Source organism: Bradyrhizobium sp. DOA1, from assembly GCF_001593325.1.
Taxonomy (GTDB): Bacteria; Pseudomonadota; Alphaproteobacteria; order Rhizobiales; family Xanthobacteraceae; genus Bradyrhizobium.
Map to the genome: position 1 here is coordinate 6,193,244 of NZ_JXJM01000001.1, position 18,597 is coordinate 6,211,840.

The window sequence follows — 18,597 nt, forward strand, 5'->3', positions numbered from 1 at the left end:
CGCCGTCAACTCGCAAGATTGAAGGCGAGCGCCAGCGCGCCGACCAGAATGAGGCTGGTCGCCCAGACGGCATCCAGATTGAACCAGCTTCGCGAGACGAATTTCAAACCCAGATAGCGGTAAACCAACCACGCCAGACATCCGCCGGCGCTGACCATGGCGACGACGTGCACCAGGGACACCAGCATCGTCATGGCGAGACTCGCCTTCATCAGCGCGCCCGCCGCCTGGTGGCCGGCATCCAGCTTGTAGGCCTGGCAGAGCCCGAGATAGATCGGCACGAGCATCAAGGCGGCGCCGTGGGCAATGGCGACGGCAAACGACCAGAGCGCCAATTGCGTCGGCGGAATCCGTGCCAGCGCGCGAGGATGCCTCCGGGCGAACAAACGATAGGCGCCGAAGCCGATGACGACAAGGCTTGCGACGAGCTGGATCGGGCGCTGCCACTCGGCCAGCACGAGCAGAAATGCGAATGGCAGCAGCACGAGAAGCGTTGCCAGGAGATGGCCGGCCGACAGGGCCCACAACGCGCGGAAGAGCGCGCGTGGACTCTTGTCCATGAGCCCGGCCGAAACGGCGAGCGGCCATCCCATCCCCGGATTGATGCCGTGGTAGAGACCGCTCGCAACAAGCGCCAGCCAGAGCCAGCCAATCGCCGGGCTCGCCTGCCCCCAATCTAGACCGACGGGTAGCAAAAGGAGTCCGTCGAACAATCGCCGCCCTCCAGCCTGATCTGGTGCGCACGATATCCGTCGGGGAAGCTCACGAAGTAATCCTTGTCGAGTTCGAGACCGCCGTTGCGACCGGCATTGGCCATGACCTCAACGCCCGGAACGCCGTCGGGATAGAACTGGTCGTCCCAGGTGGAATAGAGCGAGTTGGTCCAGTACACGCGCCGGCCGTCGCGGCTGACCTCGACCATCTGCGGCCCGGCCGCAAAGGCCTTGCCATTTGGATGCGGGGTGCGGCGCGCGATGCCGCCGATATGGACCGAGCCCGCGAGCTTCGGCTTTCTGGGATCGCTGACGTCGTACTGACGCATTTCACCCGTGCCCCAGCACGAGACATAGAGGAACCGGTCATCCATCGACAGGTCGATGTCGGTCACCAGCGGCGGCACCGCGCCAAAGCCCTGCAGCAGCGGCGGGAGCTTCTCCTTTGGCGCGGGCTCGGGCGGGATCGTCGCCGTCTTCTCGGCATGGAATTTTCCGCCTTCGCGCCACCACGTCCAGATCGACGCCTCGAGGTTGGTGGTGTCGACCACGACACCAACGAAGCCGTATTCGCGAACCGGGTCGTGCGCCGGTCGTACCTCCAGCGCCATTTGATGATTGGCGCCGAGGTCGATGGTCTGGACGTTGCGGCGGGCGCGAAGATCCCAGAAGTGGAGACGGTGGCCGTATTTGTTCGCGAGCAGATCCTCCGGGACGATCCCGTTTTCGAACTGCGGCGGCAACGCCCACTCGCTCGTCACCATGTAGTCGCGCGGCAGGTTCCACCAGAAGTCATAATGCAGCGTCTGCGGACCGCGGTCGATCTCCCATCGTCCAAGAACCTCAAACGTCTCGCAATCCATGATGAAAACGCCTGGAGGTCCGCTGGTGCCGTCCTTGCCGCCGCCGCCCAGCGTGCTGACGTAAATGCCGTCGGGCCCGCAATGGATCGTGTGCGGCCGCGAGTAGCCGGTCTTCTTGAAGACTTCATCGGGCTCGATGATCTTGTGAATCTTGGCTTGGGTCGGATCGGGCTTGGTGTCGATGATATAGATCCGCGACGAGCGCAGCCCGGGGATGATGAGATAGCGCCGCTCGACAAAGGCGTGGCCGGTGAGCGGCGACAGAGCGGAGGAGCAGGCATTCCAGCCGAAGTGATGAAACTCGTCGCCCTTGTTGGGCATCGTCACGGTGTGGACGATCTGGCTGTAGGTCGGCGATCCCGGCTTGACGTCGATGACCGCGAGAGCATCGGGCTTCGAGAAATCCGGGCTGAGCAGCAAAGTGTAGGCAAAGTTTTCCGCAGGTGCTTCCATCGCAAGCCTGGGCGATGCGTGGAAGGTGGGATCCGGCCTCATCGTCATGGCACTGCCTCCCTTTGTCGGTTCGGGCCAACCTGGCTCGAAATAACGGCATAATGAAGAGGTGTTGGGCGATGTCTTGAGACTGCTCCGCGGCTTGGTTGGCGAGCTTACGATACTTGATCGCCGGGCCGGGGGAAACTGGCTGAATCGCGCCGGCTCGACGCTTCAGCCCAAATCGGCGCCGTCGCCGTCTCGCTTGCCGGGACGACGTTGTGGAGGGAGATCGGCTCAACTAGTTCCGTCATTGCGAGCGAAGCGAAGCAATCCAGGCCTTCTCCTCCGAGACAGTCTGGATTGCTTCGTCGCTTCGCTCCTCGCAATGACGTTGGAGAGACCTACTTCCCCCACCGAAGCGCGAGCGCATCACGCTCCTTGGCCAGCTCCAGCAACCCTGCGCGGGTCGCCGGATGCAGCGGCTGCAGCGGGTGGCGCACCGCATCGGACTCGATCACGCCACCGGCCTGCATCATGACCTTGCAGGCGATCAGGCCGCATTGACGGTTCTCGTAATTGATCAGCGGCAGCCAGCGCTCATAGGCGGCCTTCGCTTCCTCGCGCTTGCCGGCAAAATAGGGATCGATGATCTGGCGGATGCCGTCGGGATAGCCGCCGCCGGTCATCGCGCCGGTGGCGCCCGCATCGAGATCGGCCAAGAGCGTGATCGCCTCCTCGCCGTCCCAGGGGCCTTCGATGTCCTTGCCGCCGGCCTCGATCAGGCTGCGCAGCTTCGAAGCCGCGCCTGGCACCTCGATCTTGAAATAGCGGATGTTGGCGAAGTCGCGCGACAGCCGCGCCAGCAGCTCGACCGAGAGCGGCGTGCCGGCAACCGGCGCGTCCTGGATCATGATGGGAATGTCGATCGCACCCGACAGTACCTTGAAGAACTCGACGATGCCCTTCTCGGGCACGCGGAAGGTCGCGCCGTGATAGGGCGGCATCACCATCACCATGGCGGCACCGGCCGCCTCGGCCTGCTTGCTGCGCGCGGCGCAGACGGCCGAGCTGAAATGCGTGGTGGTGACGATCACGGGAACCCGGCCGGCGACGTGTTCCAGCACCGCATGCATCACGGTCTCGCGCTCGGCGTCGGTGAGCACGAACTGCTCGGAGAAGTTGGCGAGGATGCAGAGGCCGTTCGAGCCGGCATCGATCATGAAATCGATGCAGCGGCGCTGGCCCTCGAGGTCGAGCTCGCCGCGCTCGTCGAAGATGGTGGGCGCGACCGGGAACACACCGCGATAGGGGCGCTGGGCCTTGTGTTGTGGCGTGACCGGCATCGAACTCTCCATCCCTGATATCTTGCGTCTGTTGCCGCCTCCGTGACGCGGCGCCACAGATGTACCCGCCGCGCGAACTCGCGGCAATGCCGAACGCAGGGCGTCAGGATGGGAATGAGGCGAGACTACGCGGTCTTCACCGCGCCCAGGAAGCCCTCGACCGCAACGCGGAGACGATCGGCGTCGGCCGACATCTTCCTGACGGAGTCCGAGAGCACCGTGCCGGCGTTGCCGGTCTCCTGATTGAGGCTGGCAACGCTGCCGATGGTGTCGGTGACCTCGCGGGTGCCCTGGGCCGCCTGCTGGAAGTTGCGCGAGATCTCGGTGGTGGCCGCGCGCTGCTCCTCGACGGCGGCGGCAATCGCCGTCATCTTCTCGTCGATGCCGCTGATGGCGCCGCCGATCGAGCGGATGGCGGCGACGGCCTGGCCGGTGGCGCCCTGGATCTCCGCGACCTGGCGCGAGATCTCTTCCGTCGCGGTCGCGGTCTGCGCCGCGAGGCTCTTCACCTCGCCGGCGACCACGGCGAAGCCGCGGCCGGCCTCGCCCGCGCGCGCCGCCTCGATCGTGGCATTCAGGGCCAGAAGGTTGGTCTGGGCAGCGATGGCGTTGATCATCTTCACGACCTCGCCGATGCGGCTTGCGGTCTGGTCGAGGATCTCGACGGTCGCATTGGTCTGCGCGGCCTGCGCGACGGCCTCGCGGGCCTCGCGCGCGCTCGACTGCACCTGCGCGGAGATCTCGCCGACGGATGCGGAGAGCTCCTCGGTTGCGGCTGCGATGGTCTCGAGATTGTTGGTGGCCTGCTCGGCCGCGGAGGAGACTGCCGCGGTCTGGCTGCTGGATTCCGAGACCAGCGAGCGCACGTTGGTCGCGGTGGCATCGAGCTCCCGCGTCGACGCCGCGACGCTGTGGATGACGGCCTGCACGGTATCGTCGAAGCTGCGGCAGGCCGCATCGACCGTGCCGGACCGGGCGAGCTGCAGCGCCTGCTGCGATTCGCGTTCCAGGCCCAGGCGTTCCGCGGTCGCCGCGCTCTCGCGCAGGCTTTCCAGCGCAGCAGCCATGGTGCCGAACTCGTCGGGATGACGGGATTGCGGCACCGGCGTCGCATAGTCTCGCGCACTGATGCGGGCGATGGCATCGAGGATGGCGCGCACCGGGCGCATGAGGCGGTTGCGCACCACGAACACACCGGCCAGGGTCACGGCCAGCGCGAGCAGGAACGCGAACGATTGCACGATGAGATTGGTGAGGGCTTTCGCCTGAACCGCCTCCGCGCGCGCGATCGACAGGTCGAGCGCCTTGTGTGCGACCGCGACGATGGACGCAAACGGCGATTGGCACAGCGCGTTCCATTCCGAGGCCGGCATCGCCGGCCGGCCGCTACCGTCGAGATTTTTGGTGATATCACCGATCTGCTTGACGACGCCGTCGGTCTTGGCGCGTGCCTCCTTGGCCGTGTTGACGAGGTCCGGCGTCACGTCGGGCGCGGCCAGCAGCTCCTCCATACCGGTCCAGCCGGCGGTGACGATGCCGTTCCAGCCCGCGACGGTCTGCTTTTGGGCGTCGTCGAGCGGCTTGGAGCTGTTGACGTTCGAGCGCAATGTCGAGCACTGGATGCCGTAGCGATCACGCACCTGCCAGGCGAGGCGGCGCGCCTGAATCATGCGGGCGATGTAGGGATCGTTCATCCAGGCACGGTTCGACACCGCGGTGGACGCGAGATTGGCAGTCTCGATCACCTTGGTGACGGCGTCGTACCAGGGCGCGGTGCGCTCCACCTTGCGCTCGGCGCGCGGCAGCTTGGCTTCGTCGTAGAACAGCTGGAATTTCGGCGCGGCCTCGCTCCAGCGCTGCTTCAGCGTGCTTGCGAGCTCGTCGCGGCGGGCGAATTCGACGGTGGCGAGTGCGGCCGTGATGGCGTCGAAGCCGGCCTGCTCGGACTGCTCGGCGGTGCCGAGCTTGGCGCGCGGATCGTCCTCGCCGAGCAGCGCGCTCTGGGCATCGCCGCGATTGTTGCGCAAGGACAGCACGCCCTGGAAGATCGCCTTGTCGGCGTTCGCCAGGCGCTCGGTCTCCAGGCTGTCGCTGTAGCGGCCGAACGCCCCGAACATCTGGATCGCCGTGCTGGTCAGCGCGCCCACCGCCAGCAGGGCCATCAGGACCAGGAGAAGCGTGCTTACCGATTTCTTAAACATTGCCATGGGCGAGAGGCCTACTCTTCACAAGGAGGCCACCCTGCACCGCGACATGCCAAGGTTTGGTTAAGACTTTAATCAAATACCTGCGGTTGCGCCGCTGTGCCCTCCCTCAGGCTGTGTTCCCTCACGCAACCCTGGTGAAATCCGGCGGACGGCGCTCGGCAAAGGCAGTGAACGCCTCACGTGCCTCCGCGGTGCGCAGGCGCTGCGCGAACTGCTCGCCTTCGGCCTGCATCTGCGCGACCAGCACCTCGCCGTTTCGCATCAGCTTCTTGGTGGCCGTGAGCGCACCGGCCGGCTGGCGGGCAAGTCGCTGCGCGAGCGCCAGCGCCTCGGCGTCGAGCTTGTCGAGCGGCACCACGCGGTTGGCGAGGCCCCATTCCAGTGCGGATTTGGCGGGAACGGTCTCGCCGAGCGCGAACATCTCATAGGCGCGGGCATAGCCGATGCGCGCCGGCATCAACAGGCTGGACGCCGCTTCCGGCACCAGCGCGAGGCTGACGAACGGCGTCGACAATTGCGCGTTATCCGCGAGCACGACGAGGTCGCAATGCAGCAGCATCGTGGTGCCGACGCCGACGGCGCGGCCCTGCACCGCCGCAACCAGCGGCCGGATGCAGCGCGCCAGCGACTGGATGAAGCGCACCACGTTGCGGCTGCCTTCCGATTTTCCGGCTGCGACGGCCGCGAATTCACCGACGTCGTTGCCCGCGGTGAACATGTCGCCCTCGCCGCGGATCAAGATCACGCGGGTCGATGGATCGAACTCGGCGGATTCGATTGCGTCGGCGAGCTTGCCGTACATCGCATCCGTGAGGGCGTTCTTCTTGTCGGGGCGCGCCAGCGTGAGGGTGAGAATTCCACCGTTGTTCTCGATCCGGACGTGCTCGGTCATTGCTCTGCTCCTCTTGGAAACTTGTCCTGAATGCTCGTCAGCCAGCGCGCGACGATGTCGATCTCCGCGGCCGTAAATCCTTCCGTCAGCGCCGCATTGACCTCTGCCGCGCCGGCCTTCGCCTGAGCCAGCGCGGTGCGTCCCTTCGGCGTCAGCCAGATCCGCCAGGCGCGTCCGTCCTCACGGTCGGCCCGCCGCTCTATCAGCTTCGCCGCCTCGGTGCGATCGACCAGGCCGGAAATGCCGGCCGGCCCCAGATCGAGCGCCGCGCCCGCCTCGCCCATCAGCACGCCATCCTGCTTGCCGAGGATGAACAATAGCCCGGCCTGCGCCGGCGTCACCTCGCTCTCGGGCCGCGTCGCCATCCAGCGCTGCAGCCGGCGGTGCGCGACGCTCAGCAGGTAGATCAGCCGACGGTGCCGCGCGCCGGCGTTATTATTTCGCATGCGAAATATCTAGCTGAGCGCGCGGCGGTTGTCAAACGAGCGGTTCGTCTACGGCGCGCAGGTAAAGCTCGAAGCCTCCGTCACCGAACCACTCTTGTAGTGCGGCCAGGACGGCCAGCGGCACAGCGGCAGCGCACGCGTCACTGCAAAGGACGGCGCCTCCACCTTCTGCTCGGTGACTTCGAGGTCGCCCGGCGCCTTGCCCTTCTCGACCCAGTCGACCAGCACGCTCAGCATGTCGACATTGGCCGGCGCGCCGGAGCCGACATGGTCGACGCCGGGCGCGGTGTAGAGGCGGGCGAACTCGGCGGTCTCGGCCTTGCCGAGCTTGCGCTCCACGCTCTCGAAATAGCGGATGCCGGCATAGGGGCTCTGCGCGTAATCGGCCATGTGCTCGAGCATGATCAGCCGGCCGCCGCGGGCCCGGAAGCGGCTGAGATCGGGATCGGTCGAATCCATCAACCTGGAGACTTCGAGCAGCCGCGCTTTGTGCTCCTCCACCTTGTAGGTGGTGACGTCGAGCTTGGGATCGCGTGCGAACACATATTGAATGCCGCCGGCGCCGTAGATCCAGGCGATGCCGTTGTTGGGTGTCGGCGGCTGCGCGGGCGGCGCGGTGCCGAGCCACCAGGCGACCCAGCCGCCGGTCGGGCCAACGGCTGGTATATCCTCGCCCGAGATGCCCCAGCCCGGATAGTCGTCGAGACCATTGGCGAGCGGGAACGGGAATTTGTAGGTCCCGTGCAGCGTGTTGACGGCCTTGATCTGCGCCGCCGTCAGGCACTGATCGCCGCTTTGCCCCGCCGCGCAGCGCAGCGTCTCGACCTTGAACGCCGCCTTGCAGGACACGGGATCCTGCACCAGCGCATCGTCAGAGCCATCGGCCTTGTCGCAAGCCGAGCGCACCGCATCGCCCACGAGCTTGACCTGCGCCGGATTGATCCAGCCCTCGCCCATGGTCACGAGCCCCGCGCGCGTGCCGGCATGCTGCAGGCCGACCCAATTGATCACGGGCACGCGGGCGAAAATTCCGTCGAAATCGTCGGGATAGCGCTGCGCCATGGTGAGGCCCTCGCGGCCGCCCTCGGACGAGCCCATGAAATACATCTTCTCAGGCATCTTGCCGTAAGCGCGCTGCATCAGCGCGACGGCGGCATCGCGCACCTTCTTGTAGGAGCGATGAGCAAAGTTCTCGAACGCTTCGTCGTTGAGTGCGAAAACCTGCGGCGGCTCGCCCTGCTTGGTCTCGTGACCGGAATCGGTGCCGTAGGTGACGAAGCCACGCGCGAGCGGCGACGGCTTGTCGAACGGATAGGCCGGCGGCAACGCCAGGCCGGTGATCAGCACGCCGTTGAAACCGCCGCCGCCATATTGCAGCGAGCGGCCGTTCCACTCGACCGGAAGATTGACCTGGAATTTGATCGGCGGCGCCTTGGGATCGGTGGGATCGATATGCCCGAGCACCTTGCAGAAGGCGGGATTGGCCGGCGTGACGCGTCCCGACGGAGTCGGCCCGCGCTCGGCGACGGTGAGCGGCGACGGCGCCTGCAACGTCGCGGCATCGATCTTCACGATGTCCGCGACGCCAACGAGACCCTTGCAGACGGCCTTGGCATCTTCCGCCAGCGTCGCCGCCGAGGCGCAGTTTGCAGCCAGCAAGGCCGCCGCGCCGACGGGCAATGCACAGAGCTTCGCACGCAGTTGCGCCATCGTTTCCCCCGTTTCTATTGTTGTTCGATCAGGAGGCCGCATTGAAGTCGACCGACGGCCGGCCGTCAATGACGCTCTAGTGCTCGAACACCAGCCGCGCCCCGACCGTGCCTTCGAGGCTGCGGATCTGATCGAGCAGCGCCGCTGAATCCTGGCCCGCGAGATCGGCATCGAGCACGACATAGCCGAGGTCGCCGGCGGTCTCGAGATATTGCGCGGCAATGTTGATATCGCGCTGCAGGAAGACCTCGTTCAGGCGCCGCAACATGCCCGGCACGTTGCGATGGACGTGACTGAAGCGCGCGCCGGAGGGGCGAAGATGCAGCTGCACCTCCGGGAAGTTCACCGCGCCCATGGTCGATCCCGTGATGAAATAGTCGACCAGCTTGCGTGCGACTTCCCCGCCGATGCGCTCCTGCGCCTCCTCGGTCGAGCCGCCGATATGCGGCGTGAGGATGACGTTCTCCAGGCCCTGCACCGGGCTGTTGAAGCGATCGGAATTCGAGGACGGCTCGACCGGAAACACGTCGACGGCCGCGCCGGCGAGATGACCGTCGCGCAGCGCGCGAGCGAGCGCATCCAGATCAACCACGGTGCCGCGGCTATTGTTGATCAGGAACGAGCCGGGCTTCATCGCCCGCAGCTCCTTCTCGCCGATCATGCCGGCGGTTTCCGGCGTCTCGGGCACGTGCAGGCTGACGACGTCGCTCTGCGCCAGCAGGTCTTCCAGCCGCTCGACCGGCTCGGTGTTGCCGTGGCGAAGCTTGTCGGTGCGATCGAAATAGATCACGCGCATGCCCATAGCTTCGGCCAGCGTCGAAAGCTGCGAGCCGATATTGCCGTAGCCGACGATGCCGAGCGTGCGGCCGCGCACCTCGCGGCTCCCCGTGGCCGACTTGTCCCAGCCGCCGTCATGCGCCGACACCGACCGCGGAAAGATCCGCCGCAGCAGCATCACGATCTCGCCGATCACGAGCTCGGCGACGCTGCGCGTGTTCGAGAACGGCGCGTTGAACACGGGAATGCCGCGCTTGCGCGCCGCCAGGAGATCGACCTGGTTGGTGCCGACGCTGAAGCAGCCGATGGCGAGCAACCCATCGGCTGCTTCCAGCACGTCATCCGTGATCTGGGTGCGCGAGCGGATGCCGAGCAGGGACACGCCCTTGAGCGCCCGCCGCAAATCCTCGCCGTCCAGCGCCTTGGTTAGCCGCTCGACATTGGTGAAGCCAGCGCCCTTGAAAAGATCGACAGCGCTATCATTGACGCCTTCGAGCAGCAGTGCCTTCGCAGTCCGCTCGGGGCTTTGGCCTGGGGCTGGCATGGTGTCTCCGTAAGTAGCAGCTTTGCCGCAGCTCTTAGACCGCGGACGGTGCGCGGCACAATAGGGCGTGGATACGGGGAGAAGATGGCGGGCGGCAGGGACGGGCTACCAAACGGCATCGCCTTTGCGCGGAGTTGACGGACGACAGAATCAAATCACGTAGAATCCGTGCGTGCCGTCGAGCCGGAGCTGTTCGACCAGCCCATACTCCCAATCGAGATAAGCCTGCATTGCGGCTTCGGCGACGTCGGTACCTTCATAGGGCCGGCGATAACGATGTGCCGGGTCCGGCTTAGGCAGCACCAATGGCGGGCCGATTTCGAGCGCACCGTCATAGCCGCCTTCGAGCACATAGACCTCCCAGCCCATCTGGGCGAGCCATGATGCCGTCATGTCGGCACGGACACCCTTGTCGTCAGTCAGGAGAATGCGTGCGCCGCGCACCGGCGCCGCCATGTCGGTCTCCTGAACGAGCTGGCCGCCAGGATAGTGATGGAAGCCCGGCAGATGGCCGGCGGCATATTCCTCGGCGTCGCGCACGTCGAAGCGATAGAGCGTGCGATCAGTTTGCGCGAGCAGCGCGGCCATCTCGCTCGCACCGATATGCCGAACGCCGGCGCGGTAAGCGACGTCGCGGGCATTGGCCGGACCGCCCTCGAACGGTCCGATCGCGCCGCGCCTGTCGGCACCGTGGTCGAGTGTGTGTCGCGCCAGCGTCCAGCCGATGGTGCCGTTACGCAGCGCCCGCACCTTGTTGGGCACACCGGCATTGATCAGCGACTGCGTGCCGATGATCGAGCGCGTGCGGCCGGCGCAATTGACGATGATGGTGGTTTCAGGATCGGGCGCGGCCTGTCCCGCCCGCAGCACCAGCTCAGCGCCGGGCACACTGACCGAGCCGGGAATGTTCATGGTCGCGTATTCGTCGAAGCGGCGGACGTCGAGGATGGCGATGTTGGCCTTGTCCGCGATCAGCTTCGCCACTTCGTCGGCGCTGAACGAGGGCGTGTGGCGGCGCGACTCGACGAGCTCGCCGAAGGCCTTGGAATAGGAATTGACGTCCTCGAAGACCTGATAGTCCGCCGCGCGCCAGGCCTTCAGTCCACCGTCCAGCGCGCTGACGTTGGTGTAGCCCAGCGCCGCAAGCCGCTCCGCACCCACTGCGACGAGGCCTTCACCGTCATCATAAAGCACGATCGGAACGTCCTTGCGCGGCAGCCGGACCTCGGCCTCGACGCCGATCCGGTCCGCGGCCATGTTGGCGGCAAACAGTGGATGGCCGGTCGCAAACGCCGCCTCATATCTGAGATCGAGCAGCGCGATCTCCTCGCGCAACAGCAGCGCGCGCCGGATCTCGGCGGGGGTGACGGTGGAAAGCTTCATGGCGTGAACCTTGACGAGAACAGGCCATGGGCTTTTGAACGATTGTCGCGCGCTTGGCTAGCCTTCGTGTCCGCTCACTCGCCCGGAACGAGGCGGCCGAGCGGCGGCTGCGCCGGACGCCGCAGCTTGCGGCGCGACAGATAGAGCAGGATGCCGGTGACCGAGAACAACGGCATCAGCGCCGCCGCGATCATGAAGGCGAGCTTGCCCGCCCAGCCCAGGATGGCACCGCGATGGATGTCGAGCATGTTGGCGATGATCTTCTCGCCAAGAGTCTTGTCGGCGTACCGCTCCGCGGAAACCAATTGTCCCGAGACGGCATCGATGCGGAATTCGTCGCGCGTGGTGTCGAGCGTCGTCTCCTTCGCCCACGACCGGATCCGGATCACCGTGTCGGGACCCGCCGGCAGCGTCAGCAACGCCTTCGAGAAGTGGCCGCCCTCCTCGCGCTGGAACGTCATCCACGCACGATCGAAACCGATCGGCTGGGCCGGCTCGGGACGGTCAGTGCCCCGTGACGGCTTTGCAGACATCTTGGGCTGCATCTTGGCCGCGGCGACATGCGGCCGCGACAGCAGCCAGACCACGCCATCCTTGTACCAGTCGAACGAGTACCAGAGCCCGGTGAGCGTCATTATCAGATAGACCGGAAGCACCCAGGTGCCGATAACGGCATGCAGCGAGCGGTGCAGGGCGCGGCCGCCGAGCGAGAGATTCGGCTTCAGCCACATCTTCACGCTGCCGGCGCGGCGCGGCCAGCGCAGCACGAGGCCGGAGATCAGCATCACGATCAGGCCGAGCGCGGCGACGCCCGTGACCTGGCGCCCCCACCCCTTGGCATCGCCAGGGATCAGCAGCCAGCGATGCAGCCTGCGCACGGTCGCGAAGAACTCCTCGCCGCGCGGCGAGCCCAGCACGCTTGCGTCATAGGGGTCGACATAAAGCGAAGCCGGCCTCGCGCCCTGCTCGTCGCGGCCGAAGCGAACCCGCACAGCTGCGGACGGATCGCTCGACAGCATGACGGCGGAGACTTTGCCGACATCCTGCGTCGCCTTCAGCCGCGCGACCAGCTCGTCGGGCATCAGCGTCGGCGCTGCCCGCGGCGCGACGTGCATGATACCGGCGTTGAGATGATCGACGATTTCGTCCTCGAAACTCATGATCGCGCCGGTCAGCGCGATCAGGGCGAGCAGCAGCGCGAGCACGAGGCCCGCGATGGAATGGATCTGGAGGAGCGCCGCCTTGATTGTGTGGCCCGCTCTACTCATCGAAGCCGACCTTCTTGATCAGGACGATCGCGGCCTGCTGATGCGCGGCGATTTCATCGATCGGTACCGCATCCGCGGTGAACGTGCCGATATCAGCGACGATCGGGGCCTGCCTTGCCGAGGGCAGTACGGGGTATTCGAGCTCGGCGGCAGCGAAAATCCGCTGCGCCGCCGGCGTGACGAGGAACTCGACGAACTTCTGCGCAGCCTCCGGATGTGGCGCATGCTTCGCGAGCGCGGCGCCGGTGAGGTTCACATGCGCGCCGCCGCCTTTGAAGGCCGTCGGGACGGCCTTGACCGTCTCGGCCCAGGCGCGCCAATCGGGCCCTTCGCGCCCGTCGCGCAACTGCGCGAGCGCAACAGTGTTGCCGATACCGATCTCGCACCTGCCCTCCGCGATCTCGCGGATCACGTCATTGTCCTTGCCCTCGGGCCTATGGGCGAGATTTGCCTTCAGCCCCGCGAGCCAGGCCTCCGTCGCGGCGTCACCGTGATGGACGTGAAAGGCCGCAACCAGCGCGACATTGTTTTGATGCAGCGCCGAGCGCATGCAGAGCTTGCCGCGCCATCGGGGATCGGCAAGATCTTCATAATCGATCGAAGCGAGCGCGCTGCCGTTGCGCACGAATGCGACGCGCGGGCGGACGGCGAGCGCGAACCATTGTGCGGTGCTGCCGCGCAAATGCGCCGGAACCGCTTGTTCGACAGGTGCGGATGCCAAGGCCCGGGTCAGGCCGCGCTCCGCAAGCTGGGTGGTCTTATCGAACCCGATGGTCAACAGGACATCGGCGGGTGACCTTTCTCCTTCCGAGACGAGACGCTTGACCAGACTGTCCTCGACGAAGACGATTTTTACACCCACGCCAATGGCTTCCGTGAAAGCCGCAACAACCGGCGCGACCAGAGCGGCCTCCCTGGTCGAATAGAGCGTCATCTCTTCGGCGCGGCTCGCGGCCGTCGCGCAGGCAGACGACATCGCGACCAGAACCGCGATGGCTTTGCGCCGCGCCGACATCGCTAGAACTTCACCGTTGCCGACAACGACACCCGTCTGGCATCGCCGACGGCGACGTTCAGATTGTTGACCGCGGATGGATAGTAGACCTTGTCGAACAGGTTCTTGACGTTGAATTGATAGATCACCGGGAATTGCTCGTACCTGGTCTCGTAAGTCGCGAAGATGTCGGCGACCACGTAGGACGGCAAGAAGAAAGTGTTGATGGCATCACCGGGGCGGTCGCCGACATAACGCGCGCCGCCACCGAGGCGGAGCCGGCCCGGCAATGCGGTCCCGAAATCGTGGACCAGATAGAGCGAGGCCGTGTTCAGGGCGACGTTCTGCAGCTTCTTGCCGAGCAGCGTCAGATCCTCGGACGCCGTGACGCGCGCATCGGTATAGCCGTAACTGCCGATCAGCGCCCAACTGTCCGTGAGCCTGCCGGTGACGTCGACCTCGACGCCGCGCGAGCGCGCACGACCGACGGTGTGAAGCTCGACGATACCCGCGCTGTTGGTCTTCGTCGTCTGCACGTTCTTCTTGTCGAGGTCGTACAGCGCGACGGTGCCGGAAATGCGCTGGTTAAGATCGAACTTGAGGCCGGTCTCGTAGGACACGCCCTCTTCCGGCGCGACACGGGAATCGATCACGACGCCGATCGGCGCGATGGTCGAGTTCGGCTTCAGCGATTCTGTATAGCTCGCATACAGCGAGATCTGGTCGGTGAGCTTGAAGATGGCGCCGCCGAGCGGAAGCACCTTGTCCTGGGACACGTTGGTGTTGGTGACGAAGGGCTTTCCGCGCCCTGCGATCTGATCATAGTCCATGTAACGCACGCCGCCGACCAGCGCGAACCGTTCGGTCAGATGCAGCGTGTCCTGGACAAACAGCGACCACTGGCCGAGCTTGTCGGTCTGGGCGCTATCCGTGTTTGACACGGTCGTGCCCGGGCCGATCAGCCCGTAGACGGGATTGTAGATGTTGATGGCGGGCGTCGCCTGCCGGATCAGATTGTCGCGGTAGATGGTGCGATACTGTCCGTCACCCCCGAACAGCACCTCGTTGCGCATGTTGCCGAGCCAGAAGCCGCCTGAGACGTAGGACGTTCCATAGCTGACATTGCTGAGCGAGCCCTGCGTACCGTCATTGCTGCGCGTCTCGTTGCCAGTCGTGAAGTTGATGCCGGTGATGCGGAGCTGGTTGGCGCTGAAGGTTTCGGTGTTGTAGCTGTAACCAGCGTAGAGCTTCCAATCCTGGTTGAAGCGGTGCTCGACCGACGCCTGGATCAGGTCGGACGTGCCCCAGGTGTTGTTGAAGGGCTCATCGAGCCGGCGCGTGGCGGGCACGGCGAGCGGCGCCTTCGTCACCGGATTGAACGCCGTGCCGCGGTCGAACGGATAGATGAACTCACGGTGCTCGTAGTTGAGCTGCACCGTGGTGTCCTGGCCGTACCAGGCCAGTGACGGCGCCACCAGCATCTCGCGGTGGCGGCCGAAATTGCGCCAATAGTCCTCACTGACGCCGTAGCCGATGAAGCGATAGGCGAGGCCTTGGTCGCCGATCGGACCGGTGACGTCGAGCAGGCCGTCGGCTCCGGTTTTCGAGGCGCTGTAGGCCGAACCGAGCAGCGTGACCGAGCCGTGCTGATAGAGTTCGGGGCGCTTGCTGATGGTGTTGACGATGCCACCGGGATCCATGATGCCGTAGAGCAGCGAGGCCGGGCCTTTGAGCACCTCGACGCTTTCGACGGCGGGATTGAAGCTGCGGCCCTGCACCAGCGGCATGCCGTTGCGCATGATCGAGCCGTCGCGGTTGTCGCCGAAGCCGCGTCGGATCACGGCGTCCTGGCTGCCGGCCAGCGTGTTGGTCTGGGTGATGCCGGAGACGTTGATGAGCGCATCGTCGATGTTGCGTGGCAACTGGTCCTTCAACACCTGCTCGGGCACGACGTTGACCGCCTGCGAGGTGTTCAGGGGCGAAGCGCCGCTGCGCAGCGTGGTTGCGCTTGGCATCGCGCGATAGCCGAGCTTTGCGGCCTGTTGCGCGGCGGCTTCCGCGGCGGCGCGCTCCGAGAGCGTCGGTACAGCGGGCGCCGGATTGGAATTGCGACTGCGCTGGCGCATGGCGGTTTGCGCGCGGCGCGGCGATTGTTCGGATGCGCGCGCCGGCCGCGGCCGTTGCACCGGGGCTTCCACCGACACCGGCGGCAGCGAAGATTGCGCCCGCGCAATCGTCGTGTTGGAGGAGAATTCAGCGAGCAGCACGGCCGCGCCAATGAGAAGACTTGCACGGCTCTTGCCGGCACGAGTTCGACGGCCATCGACAGGTTGGCCGTCCAGATGAGCAGGCACGATTCACTTCCAGGTCAGACGCAGCATTGAAGCTGGCGCGTCTAACAGTCGCAGCGCGTCAAGAGAACCGTAGGTCGGCTTGAATCGCTCTAGTATTGAATCGTTCTAAGGACGAAGCGCATTGTGTCGCGATCAGCAATTTGCGACGGCGTCTACCGCGGCACGCAGCGCGCGAATTTGCTGCGGGATCACGCAATGGCAGGTGCCATCAACTCGTCGAGCTGTCGCTTGAACGCGGCACCGTCGGACAACGCACGCAGCGGCGGACGCACACGCAGCCAGCCCCCATCGCCGGTCTGCGCCGCCAGGATCGCCTTCAGCGTCGGGAGGAACGACGGCGTCTTCAATACGACGTCAATCGCAGCTTGCATGCGCGTCTCGATATCCTTGCCGTCGAGCATGCCCTTGACCAGCTCGGGTACGATGTTGGCCATGCCGCAGATGGTGCCGGCGCCGCCGGCGGCGACCGCACGGGCGATATCGGCCTCGTTGCCGACGGTGATGGCGAGCTCGGGCGCGGCCGCACGGAACGCCTGAAACTGCTTGAAGTCGCCGCTGGAGTCTTTCAGGCCTGCAACGATCTTGCCGTAGCGTTTGCGCAGGTTGGCTGCGACGCCGGTCGAGATCGCAACACCCGAGACCTGCGGGATGTGATAGAGATAGGCGCGCAGGCGATCGTCGGCGACGCCGTCGATGATCGCGGCGAAGGCATCCTCAACGCCCTCAGGCGTGACGCCGCGGTCGAAGTAAGGCGGCAGCACCAGCACGTGGCGCAGACCGAGGCCGAGCACCGCGCGCGAAAGTGCGATGCTGTCGGCAATGGCGGGGAAGCCGCCGCCGATGCCCATGCGCTCCGGTGCGATGCCCGCCTTGAGCAAGGCTTCGATGGTCGCAACGCGCTCGGCGACGTTGAACGAGGTCCCCTCGCCGGTGGTGCCGAACAGCACGACACCGTCGACGCCCTTGCCGAAGAGCTGCTTGGCATGAGCCGCGAGCTTGACGGCATCCACGCTGCCATTCGTTGCCAGCGGCGTCGCCGACGCCACCCAGAACCCGCGAATTGCCTCCGTCATCCCATCGCCTTCTTGCTGCGAGCTCGGACCCAAGCCTTTGATCCGGAATGATCTTAGGCTGTGTTCTGAGTCATTGTTTTTACTTTACTTTTGACCTTGTACCTTACATACAAGACAGGTGCAAATCCTTTCCACCCTCGCGGCGCGCATGAGGCGCAGCTGATTTTAGCGGAGGTCTCGCATGGACATGGCAACTCCCCTTGGGCGTGCTGACCAACTGCTCGGCGCACTGCGTGACAAGCTCGGCGCGGCGGCGGTGCTGACCGGCAGCGAAGTGCCCGCACGCAATTGCAACGATTGGAGCGCGAGCCTGCCGCAGACGCCGCTGGCGGTGATCCGTCCACTCGACGCGCAAGGCGTCGCCGATGCGATTGCGACCTGCCGAGAGGCCCGGCTGCCGTTCGTGCCGCAGGGCGGCTTGACCGGGCTGTGCCGCGGCGCCTCGCCTGAAGCGGGCTGGGTCGCGATCTCGCTGGAGCGCATGACCGGGATCGAGGAGATCGATCCCGCATCGGCGACGATGACGGTGAAATCAGGCACGCCGCTGGAGACGATCCAGAAGGCCGCGGACGAGGCCGGCTTCTTCTTCCCGCTCGATCTCGGCTCGCGCGGCTCCTGTGCGATCGGCGGCAATCTCTCCACCAATGCCGGCGGCAACCGCGTGATCCGCTACGGCATGACGCGCGAGCTGGTGCTCGGTCTCGAAGTGGTGCTGCCTGACGGCACCATCATCACCAGCCTCAACAAGCTGATGAAGAACAATTCCGGCTATGATCTGAAGCATCTCTTCATCGGCTCCGAAGGCACGCTCGGCATCATCACCCGCGTGGTGCTGAAACTGTTTCCAAAGCCGCGCTCGACCATGGCCGCACTTTGCGCGTTGAAGGACTATGCTGCGGTGGTCGCGTTGCTCGGCGCCGCGCGCAGCGGGCTCGGTCCGCTGCTGTCGGCCTTCGAGGTGATGTGGCCGGACTATTGGGACGTGATCACCAATCGTGCCGGCGTGAAGCCGCCGGTCGCGGCGGGTCACGGCCTCTACGTGCTGGTCGAAGCGCAAGGCACCGACGAAAGCGTCGATGGGCCGCGCTTCCAGGCCTGGCTCGAAGAGCTGATGGAGCGCGGTCTGCTGGCGGATGCCGCCGTGGCGCAATCGCTGGCGCAAACGCAAAGCTTCTGGCGCGTGCGCGACATCTGCGCCGAGTTCGGCCAGGTGCTGGGCCCGCACATCTCCTACGACATCGGCCTTGCGGTCAACCGGATGGATGAATTCGCCACGCGCTGCAAGGCCGCGCTCGCCGCCGGCATCGAGGGCTGCGAGAGCGTCTATTACGGCCATATCGGCGACGGCAATCTGCATCTGGTCTCCTGGGTCACCGGCCTTCCCGTCGAGCAGCAGCCGAAGGAGGAGATGGACGCGATCATCTACGGTCTCGTGCGCGAGCTCGGCGGCAGCGTTTCCGCCGAGCACGGCATCGGCACGCTGAAGAAGCAGTGGCTGGGCCATGCCCGCAGCGAGCCCGAGATCGCGCTGATGCGGACGCTGAAGGCCGCGCTCGACCCGGACCATCTGCTCAATCCCGGCAAGGTGATCTGAG

At 65.6% G+C, this 18,597-nt stretch carries 14 protein-coding genes; 1 reads left to right on the top strand and 13 read right to left on the bottom strand.

All coding sequences use genetic code 11. The features are described from left to right. Positions 1–5: 5 nt before the first annotated feature. The 13 genes from SE91_RS28615 to SE91_RS28675 form a co-directional block, all read right to left on the bottom strand. Positions 6–593: a hypothetical protein gene (locus SE91_RS28615; protein WP_156490065.1), complete on the bottom strand. Its 588-nt coding sequence runs from the start codon at positions 591–593 to the stop codon at positions 6–8. Between the two features lie 83 nt (positions 594–676). Continuing rightward, positions 677–2,077, bottom strand: a complete 1,401-nt coding sequence (locus tag SE91_RS28620) for a selenium-binding protein SBP56-related protein (RefSeq protein WP_060734686.1) — start codon at positions 2,075–2,077, stop codon at positions 677–679. A 335-nt stretch (positions 2,078–2,412) separates the two neighbouring features. Beyond that, positions 2,413–3,354 carry a dihydrodipicolinate synthase family protein gene (locus tag SE91_RS28625; RefSeq protein ID WP_061850037.1) on the bottom strand — a complete coding sequence of 314 codons (942 nt, stop codon included), beginning with the start codon at positions 3,352–3,354 and terminating at the stop codon, positions 2,413–2,415. 125 nt (positions 3,355–3,479) lie between these two features. Beyond that, positions 3,480–5,561 (bottom strand): methyl-accepting chemotaxis protein, encoded by a 2,082-nt coding sequence (locus SE91_RS28630; protein WP_061850038.1) that lies wholly within the window; start codon positions 5,559–5,561, stop codon positions 3,480–3,482. A 121-nt stretch (positions 5,562–5,682) separates the two neighbouring features. After that, entirely contained in the window at positions 5,683–6,453 is a 771-nt protein-coding gene (locus SE91_RS28635; RefSeq protein WP_061850039.1) for an enoyl-CoA hydratase, read from the bottom strand. Then, the gene (locus SE91_RS28640) at positions 6,450–6,899 is read right to left on the bottom strand and encodes a MarR family winged helix-turn-helix transcriptional regulator (RefSeq protein ID WP_061850040.1); all 450 of its coding nucleotides are present in this window, start codon (positions 6,897–6,899) and stop codon (positions 6,450–6,452) included. The genes SE91_RS28635 and SE91_RS28640 overlap by 4 nt, the downstream gene beginning before the upstream one ends. Positions 6,900–6,947: 48 nt before the next feature. Next, entirely contained in the window at positions 6,948–8,609 is a 1,662-nt protein-coding gene (locus tag SE91_RS28645; protein ID WP_061850041.1) for a tannase/feruloyl esterase family alpha/beta hydrolase, read from the bottom strand. 76 nt (positions 8,610–8,685) lie between these two features. Continuing rightward, the gene (gene serA, locus SE91_RS28650) at positions 8,686–9,930 is read right to left on the bottom strand and encodes a phosphoglycerate dehydrogenase (RefSeq protein ID WP_060734683.1); all 1,245 of its coding nucleotides are present in this window, start codon (positions 9,928–9,930) and stop codon (positions 8,686–8,688) included. A 150-nt stretch (positions 9,931–10,080) separates the two neighbouring features. Further along, positions 10,081–11,313 carry a rhodanese-like domain-containing protein gene (locus SE91_RS28655; protein ID WP_061850042.1) on the bottom strand — a complete coding sequence of 411 codons (1,233 nt, stop codon included), beginning with the start codon at positions 11,311–11,313 and terminating at the stop codon, positions 10,081–10,083. Positions 11,314–11,387: 74 nt separating this feature from the next. Beyond that, complete coding sequence (locus SE91_RS28660; protein WP_061850043.1) at positions 11,388–12,581, bottom strand: PepSY-associated TM helix domain-containing protein; 1,194 nt, start codon at positions 12,579–12,581, stop codon at positions 11,388–11,390. Beyond that, a complete protein-coding gene (locus tag SE91_RS28665) occupies positions 12,574–13,596 on the bottom strand; it encodes an extracellular solute-binding protein (RefSeq protein WP_061850044.1) in 1,023 nt (340 codons plus the stop codon). The genes SE91_RS28660 and SE91_RS28665 overlap by 8 nt, the downstream gene beginning before the upstream one ends. A gap of 2 nt (positions 13,597–13,598) precedes the next feature. Beyond that, entirely contained in the window at positions 13,599–15,929 is a 2,331-nt protein-coding gene (locus SE91_RS28670; RefSeq protein ID WP_061850045.1) for a TonB-dependent siderophore receptor, read from the bottom strand. Between the two features lie 188 nt (positions 15,930–16,117). Then, complete coding sequence (locus SE91_RS28675; protein WP_061850046.1) at positions 16,118–17,002, bottom strand: dihydrodipicolinate synthase family protein; 885 nt, start codon at positions 17,000–17,002, stop codon at positions 16,118–16,120. 181 nt (positions 17,003–17,183) lie between these two features. Here SE91_RS28675 and SE91_RS28680 point away from each other — a divergent pair, with 181 nt between their 5' ends. Beyond that, complete coding sequence (locus tag SE91_RS28680) at positions 17,184–18,596, top strand: FAD-binding oxidoreductase (protein ID WP_061850047.1); 1,413 nt, start codon at positions 17,184–17,186, stop codon at positions 18,594–18,596. Position 18,597: the final 1 nt, after the last annotated feature.